7 protein-coding genes, 1 tRNA gene and 1 pseudogene are annotated in these 8,034 nt (G+C 65.5%); 7 read left to right on the top strand and 2 right to left on the bottom strand.

The genetic code is table 11. The features are described from left to right. The first annotated feature begins 154 nt into the window (after positions 1-154). The 5 genes from ccoG to TSB10GB4_RS19480 all read left to right on the top strand — a co-directional run bounded on the left by ccoG (position 155) and on the right by TSB10GB4_RS19480 (position 5,288). Positions 155-1,612 carry a cytochrome c oxidase accessory protein CcoG gene (ccoG, locus tag TSB10GB4_RS19460; RefSeq protein ID WP_208984885.1) on the top strand — a complete coding sequence of 486 codons (1,458 nt, stop codon included), beginning with the start codon at positions 155-157 and terminating at the stop codon, positions 1,610-1,612. Between the two features lie 111 nt (positions 1,613-1,723). Further along, positions 1,724-2,248: a FixH family protein gene (locus TSB10GB4_RS19465; RefSeq protein WP_186397105.1), complete on the top strand. Its 525-nt coding sequence runs from the start codon at positions 1,724-1,726 to the stop codon at positions 2,246-2,248. Between the two features lie 30 nt (positions 2,249-2,278). Continuing rightward, complete coding sequence (locus tag TSB10GB4_RS19470) at positions 2,279-4,561, top strand: heavy metal translocating P-type ATPase (protein WP_186397106.1); 2,283 nt, start codon at positions 2,279-2,281, stop codon at positions 4,559-4,561. Then, positions 4,561-4,737: a cbb3-type cytochrome oxidase assembly protein CcoS gene (ccoS, locus tag TSB10GB4_RS19475; RefSeq protein ID WP_186397107.1), complete on the top strand. Its 177-nt coding sequence runs from the start codon at positions 4,561-4,563 to the stop codon at positions 4,735-4,737. The genes TSB10GB4_RS19470 and ccoS overlap by 1 nt, the downstream gene beginning before the upstream one ends. A gap of 50 nt (positions 4,738-4,787) precedes the next feature. After that, positions 4,788-5,288 carry a response regulator gene (locus TSB10GB4_RS19480; RefSeq protein ID WP_208984886.1) on the top strand — a complete coding sequence of 167 codons (501 nt, stop codon included), beginning with the start codon at positions 4,788-4,790 and terminating at the stop codon, positions 5,286-5,288. A 119-nt stretch (positions 5,289-5,407) separates the two neighbouring features. On the opposite strand, the gene TSB10GB4_RS19485 is transcribed toward TSB10GB4_RS19480, so the two are convergent. Then, entirely contained in the window at positions 5,408-5,680 is a 273-nt protein-coding gene (locus tag TSB10GB4_RS19485) for a hypothetical protein (RefSeq protein ID WP_208984889.1), read from the bottom strand. A 242-nt stretch (positions 5,681-5,922) separates the two neighbouring features. Here TSB10GB4_RS19485 and TSB10GB4_RS19490 point away from each other — a divergent pair. Continuing rightward, a tRNA-Thr gene (locus TSB10GB4_RS19490) sits at positions 5,923-5,997 on the top strand. 89 nt (positions 5,998-6,086) lie between these two features. Beyond that, positions 6,087-7,697, top strand: a complete 1,611-nt coding sequence (locus TSB10GB4_RS19495) for a tyrosine-type recombinase/integrase (RefSeq protein ID WP_186397108.1) — start codon at positions 6,087-6,089, stop codon at positions 7,695-7,697. Between the two features lie 227 nt (positions 7,698-7,924). On the opposite strand, the pseudogene TSB10GB4_RS19500 reads toward TSB10GB4_RS19495, so the two are convergent. Beyond that, positions 7,925-8,034, bottom strand: a pseudogene (locus tag TSB10GB4_RS19500) (IS5/IS1182 family transposase); the annotation flags it as partial.

Consider the following 8,034-nt stretch of genomic DNA (forward strand, 5'->3'; position numbering starts at 1 on the left):
CGGATTGTCGCGGAGCTGACGTGTCGCAATCCGGTCGCCGACGGGGAGCGGTAGACTCGCGCCGAAACGGGCGCCTCCGCCGGAACCCGACAGCATCCCGAATTCGGGACGGCGGAACCCATAGAGATGGGAGCCCACTGAGATGGACGGAACAATGCGCGCAGAATCGGATCCCTCCGGCGCCGGTGGACAGCCGGAAGAATGGTTCGCCTCGGCCAAGAAGATCTACCCGATGGCGGTGCACGGCACCTTCCGCAAGATCAAGTGGGCGGTGCTCTTCGCAACCCTTGGCATCTACTACTTCCTGCCCTTCCTGCGTTGGGACCGTGGACCCGATGCTCCGGACCAGGCGGTGCTGATCGATCTTGCCGGCCGGCGCGCCTATTTCTTCTTCATCGAGATCTGGCCGCAGGAGGTCTATTACCTCACCGGTCTCCTGATCCTCGCGGCGATGGTGCTGTTCCTGATGAACGCGGTCGCCGGCCGCATCTGGTGCGGCTATCTCTGTCCGCAGACCGTGTGGACCGACCTGTTCCTGTGGGTCGAGCGGGTGGTCGAGGGCGACCGGCGCGAGCGGATCCTGCTCGACGCCGAGCCCTGGACCGCCACCAAGGTCATGCAGAAATTCTCCAAACACACGCTGTGGCTGATGATCGCCTGGTGGACGGGCGGCGCCTGGGTGCTCTACTTCGCCGACGCGCCGAGCCTGGTGAAGTCGCTGGCGACCGGCGAGGCGCCATTCTCCGCCTATCTGTGGATCGGCATCCTCACCTTCACCACCTATGCCCTTGCCGGCCACATGCGCGAGCAGGTCTGCATCTTCCTCTGCCCGTGGCCGCGCATCCAGGCGGCGCTGACCGACGAGGAGGCGCTCAACGTCACCTATCGCTACGACCGCGGCGAGCCGCGCGGCTCGCTGAAGCAGAACCGCAAGCGCGAGGAGGAGGGGCTGCCGGCGGGCGATTGCATCGACTGCCAATTGTGCGTCCACGCCTGCCCGACCGGCGTCGACATCCGTCAGGGCACCCAGCTCGGCTGCATCCAGTGCGGATTGTGCATCGACGCCTGCGACACGGTGATGGACAAGGTCGGCAAGCCGCACGGGCTGATCGCCTACGATACCGACGAGAACATCAAGCGGCGCATGGAGGGCCGGGAGACCGTGGTGCGGATGATCCGGCCGCGCACCATCATCTATGCCTGTATCATCGTCGCGGTCAGCGCGATCATGGCCTATGCGCTGGTGACCCGCGAACACGAGGGCATGAGCGTTCTGCACGACCGCAACCCGATCTATGTGGAACTGTCCGACGGCAGCGTGCGCAACGGCTACACCATCCGGATGCTGAACAAGCGCCTGGCCGCGCGCGAGTTCGCCCTGTCGGTGGAAGGCATGCCGGACGGCACCCGCATCGAGGTGGTCGGCATCAGCGAGACGGTGGAGGGCCATCCCCTGGTGCCGATCGGTCCGGACACCACCCGCGAGTTGCGCGTGCTGGTGTTTTCGCCGGTCGGTACGGAGCTTGCAAAGTCGACCCCCGTCACCTTCCGCCTGCGGGATATGGCAAGCGGCGACATGGCGACGTCGAGCGACTTCTTCAAGGCGCCGTAAGCAGCGGCTGTCGACACGTACTAACCCGGATCGGAGGCTTGCGGCTGTCGCGAGCCTCCCCCATCCGTTAAAATCGCCCCCAATGGAAACAGCATCGACCAGGAGTTGAAGATGGCCGGAACCGCCGCTGGAGCGCAGCAGCAGACAACCGAGCGCAAGATGACCGGGCGAACGGTCCTTGCATGGCTTGGCGGTTTCTTCTTCGTGATGCTGGTCGCCAACATCTTCTTCGTCTATTTCGCCCTGAGCACCTTCCCCGGCGTGGTGACGGACCGCGCCTACGAGGCGGGACAGGCCTATAACGGGGAAATTGCGGCCTCCCGTGCCCAGAAAGCGCTGAACTGGGATGTGTCCGGCAATGTCACCCGCGACGACAACGGCGTCGCGCGGATCGAGGTGATGGCGCGCGACAGCAATGGCTCGCCGCTGACCGGGTTGGCGGTGGAGGCGACGCTGCAGCGGCCCGCGAGCCCGGAGCCGGCCCGCCGGCTGATCCTGTCCGAGGGTGAACTCGGGCGCTATGCGGCAGAGGCCGAGGAGATCGTCCCCGGCCGTTGGATCCTGCAGCTCGACGCAAGGTCCGGAGAGGACGGGGAGGCCTTCCGTTCGCAGAACCGGATCTTCTTTGCCGAATAGACGGCAGGAAGAGGAGGAGCGGCGACCGACATGACCGTGCATGAGCGCGACTGGGATGCCTTCGTCACCCTGAAAGACGACGGCAAGGCCCATATGGATCTCGCCGTCGAGGGGGTGACCTGTGCCGCCTGCATGGTGGAGATCGAGCAGGGGCTCGGCCTGGAGCCGGGCGTCGAACGGGCCCGCCTCAACCTGACCAGCCACCGGCTTGCCGTGGAGTGGTGCCAGGAGACGACGAGCGCCGAGCGGATCATCGAGGTGCTGACGCGGCTCGGCTACCGGGCCCATCCCTTCGATCCGGCGGATGTGCGCGAGCGCTCCGACGCAGCCGGGCGGGAGCTTTTGCGCGCGCTGGCCGTCTCCGGCTTCGCGATGATGAACATCATGCTGCTGTCGGTCTCGGTCTGGTCGGGCAATGTCAGCGGCATCGAACCCGAGACTCGCGACTTCTTCCACTGGGTGTCGGCCCTGATCGCGCTGCCGGCCGCCGTCTATGCCGGCCGGCCGTTCCTGCGCTCGGCCTTCGCGGCGCTGCGGGCCGGTCGGCTCAACATGGACGTGCCGATCGTCATCGGCGTGACGCTGGCCCTGTTCCTGTCGGTGATGCAGACGGTCCAGTCGGCCCACCACGCCTATTTCGAATCCGCCGTCATGCTGCTGTTCTTCCTGCTGATCGGCCGCTATCTCGATCATATGATGCGCCGCCGCACCCGTGCCTTCGCCGAGAACATCGCGGCGCTGAAGGCGGAGACGGCGGTGATCCAGCGCCCGGACGGGTCCTTGCGCGAGGTGCCGCTGTCGCGGGTCGAGCCCGGCGCCCTGATCCATGTGCGCGCCGGCGAGCGCGTGCCGCTCGACGGGCGCGTCGTTTCCGGCCATTCCGAGATCGACCAGAGCCTGGTGACCGGCGAGACCGCGCTCGCCTCCGTCGGGCCGGGGGATACGGTCTATGCGGGCACGACCAATGCCTCCGCCAGCCTGACCGTGCAGGTGACGGTCGCCTCCGGCGCGACGCTGCTGGACGAAGTGACGCGCTTGCTGGAGACCGCCGCCCAGGCCCGCTCGCGCTATGTGCAACTCGCCGACCGGGTCGCCAAGCACTATTCGCCGGTGGTGCATCTGGCCGCCCTGCTGACCTTCGCCGGCTGGTATCTGGCCGGCAGCGGCTGGCAGCCGGCGCTGGTGATTTCCATCTCTGTGCTGATCATCACCTGCCCCTGCGCGCTCGGCCTTGCCGTGCCGGCGGTGCAGGTGGTGACCTCCGGCCTGCTGTTCCGCGCCGGCGTTCTGCTGCATTCGGGCGATGCCATCGAGCGCCTCGCCGAGGCCGACACCATCGTCTTCGACAAGACCGGCACGCTGACGCTGCCGTTGCCGGAAGTCGCCGGGGCCAGCGATATCGTCCCCGACACCCTGCATCTGGCCGGCCGGCTGGCACTGGCAAGTCGCCACCCGCTGGCGACCGCGCTGGCGCGCGCCGCCGATGCCGCGGTGCCGTTGGACGAGGTGCGCGAGACGCCGGGCGAGGGCATCGCCGCCCTGTTCGAGGGGCGCGAATTGCGGCTCGGCAGCGCCCGTTTCTGCGGGATGGACGAGGCCGAGGTGGCGGGTTTCGCCGCGCGGCATCCGGGCAGTTCGCTGATCGCCTTCCGCGATGGCGATGCCCCGGCGCTACCGTTCGCGGTCGGCCAGCGGCTGCGGCCGGATGCGGTGGAGACGGTGGCGCGGCTGCGCCGCGACGGCTACCGGCTGGCCATCCTGTCCGGCGACCGCACGGCTCCGGTCGAGCAGGTGGCGCGGGACCTCGGCATCGACGACTGGGCGGCCGAACTCACCCCGACGGCCAAGATCGCCCGGCTGGAACACCTGGCCGGCGAGGGACGCAAGGTGCTGATGGTCGGCGACGGGCTCAACGATGCCCCGGCGCTGGCCGCCGCCCATGTGTCGATCTCGCCGGTGACGGCGGTGCATGTCGCGCAGGCCGCAGCCGATGCCGTCTTCCTCGGCGACAAGCTGGCGCCGGTCGCCGACGCGCTCGGTCATGCCCGGCGGGCGCACCGGGCGATGGTGCAGAACCTGCGCTTTTCGGTGCTCTACAATTTCGTCGCCGTTCCCTTCGCCGTGGCCGGCTTCGTCACCCCGCTCTGGGCGGCGCTGGCGATGTCCTCGTCCTCGCTGGTGGTGACGCTGAACGCGCTGCGGCTGCGGCTTGGCGATCCGCATGCGGCGCAGGCCCCGTCCGCGCCCGCCCCGGCGCCCGCTTCGCCGAAGCGGGACCGCGGCGCGGCCCGACCGGCAGCGGAGGCCACCTGATGGACGTGCTGATCTATCTCATCCCGGCGGCGCTGGCGCTCGGGCTGCTCGGTCTGATCGGGTTTCTCTGGTCGCTCAAGTCCGGTCAGTACGAGGATCTGGAAGGCGCCAAGTACCGGATCCTGCAGGATGACGACCTGCCGGCGGATGAGCGAAAAAACGATCGACCGGGCTAACCGATATTTCAGATTTCCCGTGCCATATGAAGGGGCACCGGAGGTTCAATGTGTCGCTTGATCTGGCATCCCTGACCTTTCTTCTCGTCGAGGACAGCGCTTACATGCGCACCATCCTGCGCACGATGCTGCAGGGATTCGGCGCGCGGCGGATCGTCGAGGCCGAAGACGGCGCCTCGGGCCTTGAGGCCATGGAACGCGCCAATCCGGACATCCTGATCCTCGACTGGGTGATGCCGATCCTCGACGGCGCCGACATGGTGCGGATGATCCGCAATCCGCACAATCCCTTCGCCTATATCCCGATCATCATGGTCACGGGCCACACCGAACGCAGCCGCATCATCGAGGCGCGGCGGCTCGGCGTGCACGAACTGCTGTCCAAGCCGATTTCCGCCAAGGCGCTCTACCAGCGGGTCAGCAGCGTCATCATGCAGCCGCGTGATTTCGTGAAGACACCGAGCTATTTCGGTCCCGCGCCGCGCGAGATCCGCAACCGGCAGAAGATCTGGCAGGGCATGGACAACGGCGAGAACGGCAAGGCCGCCTGAGCCGCCTGAGACCGCCCGCGCCGGCCGAGACCGCCCGCGCCGGCCGTCGCCGCTGCAATCCCCGTCTCCTGCCGCCCTGTCCCGGCACCCTCCCGAATCCCGTCAGGCGGGTCGGTCGCTCAATCCTCGTCGGGTCCCCGCGCGGACGGGCCGGCCGGATCCTCGGTATCATGGTTCTCGGACGAGGCGGGCTCACGCTGCGCCGCCGCCTTGCGCCGGCGAAGGTTGGCGCGCAGGGCCGCGGCCAGACGCGCCGCGCGGTCTTCCTCCCGGCTTGCCGGCTTGCCGCTCCTGGCGGTGTCGCTGCCAGTGACGCTGCCAGAGACGCTGTCGGCGTTCTTGCCGCTGCCGGGCGCTGGGCGCTTGCTGATGTGTCGCGGACGATCCGTCACGCCAATCCCCGTGCATGGTGAGGCTTGTCGACGCGCCGCGCTGGGGATTTGCCTGCCCGGTGCGCGGTGCGGCTTTCAGGATATGCCGCAAAACCGAGGCGGATCGCAAGGACTCCGAGGGCGCGCCGGGACGGCCGCGCCTGGCCGTTGCCGGCCTGGCGGAGCAGGAGGTGGATTGCGATGTCAAAACCCGTGAACCCCTCTTGACCATGCCGGAATTTGCGCATACACCCGCGCTCATCGCTGCCGTAGCTCAGGGGTAGAGCACTCCCTTGGTAAGGGAGAGGTCGAGAGTTCAAATCTCTCCGGCAGCACCATCCATCCCCTTGAAATCGTTATTCATCCTTGCTTTTCAGCCGCTTGCATACATGCTGCGCCTACAAAGACGCATACAAACGAGCATGTCATGGCAGGCAGGATCAGGCACCTTCATCAGGACTCGCGCGGTCGATTCTACGCGAGAGTGAGCGTCCCGGCTGAACTGCGCGACGCTCTCGGCAAGCGCGAGCTTTTGAAAGCCCTAGGAGGTGATCGTCAGATCGCTCTTCGCGCACTGCCGGAGGTGATTGCCGGGTTCAATCGGCAGATTGAGAATGCGCGCGCTCGCTTGGGCAACGTTGAGACTGCGCAGTTGATTGAGAAGCCAGTCACACCGCTCACAGTCGAGGAAATCGGCGCGCTTCACTATGCCGACCGACTTCGTGCAGATGAGGAACTGCGCGATCTCACGCCGGGCTACGCGCGCATTGGGATCGACGACGGTTACGTCGCCGACGTGAAGCAGATCGTCGCGGGCGCGGCCAGCAACGCTCTCATTCACCGCATTTTCGGTCGGGAAATCGAGACACATCTGCGGAACGGCTCTTATTCGTGCTCGCACGGTGGGGCGGACTGGCGGCGTCTGGCGCGCCACCTCGCTTACGCCGAGATCGAGGTCTTGAAGCGGATGTTCGAGCGTGATGAAGGTCAGTTAGTTACTGAACATCCCCAATGGGCCCTGGATCATGCGCCCAAGCCGGCGTCGGAGGCGGTTATAGACGGCTCGGAGGAGGGCGATGACCACGAAACATCGATCCGGGCACTGTTCGAGGCGTGTCGTAAGGCGAAGACCGGTGGTCAGGGAGGTGAACGCACCACCAAGGCCTATACCGGGCCGGTCGAGAGCCTGATCGCGTTCCTCGGCGCCGACGATTTGACGCTGTTGACGAACAGAAGGATTAGCGACTGGCTTTCGCATCTTCAGTTCGAAAGGGGCCTCGCAGCGAAGACCATCAACAGCCGCTATCTCACAATGGTGAAGTCGACGCTGAAATGGGCCAGCAACCACGGCTATATCGAACCAATCGCGATAACCGCCTCGGTGAGCGTCCCCAAGAAGCGGCTCAATCGCGAAAAGGGATACACGGCCGAAGAGGCAACACGCGCGCTTGAGTTCGCCCACAGCTACGTGCGGCCCGCCGACACGCGCGAGAGCGACCAGCTTTCGGCAGCCAAACGATGGGCTCCTTGGCTTGCCCACTTCACCGGAGCCCGGATCGGGGAGATCACGCAGCTTCGCAAGCAGGACATCAGCGAACGAGACGGCGTCGCCGTCATGCGGATCACGCCAGATGCAGGAACGACGAAAACCGGTCTCTATCGCGATGTCCCCTTGCATCGCCAGCTGATCGAGCAGGGCTTTCTTAAGTTCGTGAAGGATGCCGCAGATGGCCCCCTGTTCTACCCGAAGCGCGACGGTGAGCAGGATGCGGTCAAGTCCGCCGAGACGATCTCCAACCGCGTCGCCAAATGGCTCAAGGACGCTGACCTGGTTCCCACGGGCGTCGCTCCCCTTCACGGCTTCCGTCACGCATTCAAGACGAACGCGAGGATCCATGGCCTGTCAGACCGCGTCTCCGACGCCATTCAAGGACATGCCAGCCGCACGGCGGGCGACGACTACGGAGACGTCACGATCGACGTGAAGAAGCGCGAGATCGAGAAGCTGCCTGATGTCCGGCTCGTCAACCGAAGCTGAACCTGGACTTCGGCCATGTGTTTGGAGGCCCTGTCTTTGCGCTAGTTGACTGGCTCGATGATGTGTGCGCCAAGGTGGTGAAAATCATGTGGTGGAAGTGAATTGCGCACGTGTGGATAATATAGTTTTATTTCGATTTGAGTGTAATTAAGAATTCAGAGGCAGAATATTTAATTGAAATATAATCTGTATGTTAGGTGGCTTGCTCTAAGAGTCCGTTTGGAAAATCAGGGATGAGCTGTTCTGCGTAGCAGGTTTCCGCCCATGGCGACGAGGATCATGGCATGAGAGACGTCGATGCGCTGCTCATAGTCGCGCACGAGGCGTCGCCATCGGG

Origin of the sequence: Stappia sp. TSB10GB4 (genome assembly GCF_900185745.1) — a bacterium.
Classification (GTDB): domain Bacteria; phylum Pseudomonadota; class Alphaproteobacteria; order Rhizobiales; family Stappiaceae; genus Stappia.

Bases quoted from the DNA above. Each gene is read 5' to 3' on its own strand.
- TSB10GB4_RS19495 (WP_186397108.1), top strand. From the start codon at position 6,087: ATGGCAGGCAGGATCAGGCACCTTCATCAGGACTCGCGCGGTCGATTC.
- ccoG (WP_208984885.1), top strand. From the start codon at position 155: ATGCGCGCAGAATCGGATCCCTCCGGCGCCGGTGGACAGCCGGAAGAA.
- TSB10GB4_RS19465 (WP_186397105.1), top strand. From the start codon at position 1,724: ATGGCCGGAACCGCCGCTGGAGCGCAGCAGCAGACAACCGAGCGCAAG.
- ccoS (WP_186397107.1), top strand. From the start codon at position 4,561: ATGGACGTGCTGATCTATCTCATCCCGGCGGCGCTGGCGCTCGGGCTG.
- TSB10GB4_RS19470 (WP_186397106.1), top strand. From the start codon at position 2,279: ATGACCGTGCATGAGCGCGACTGGGATGCCTTCGTCACCCTGAAAGAC.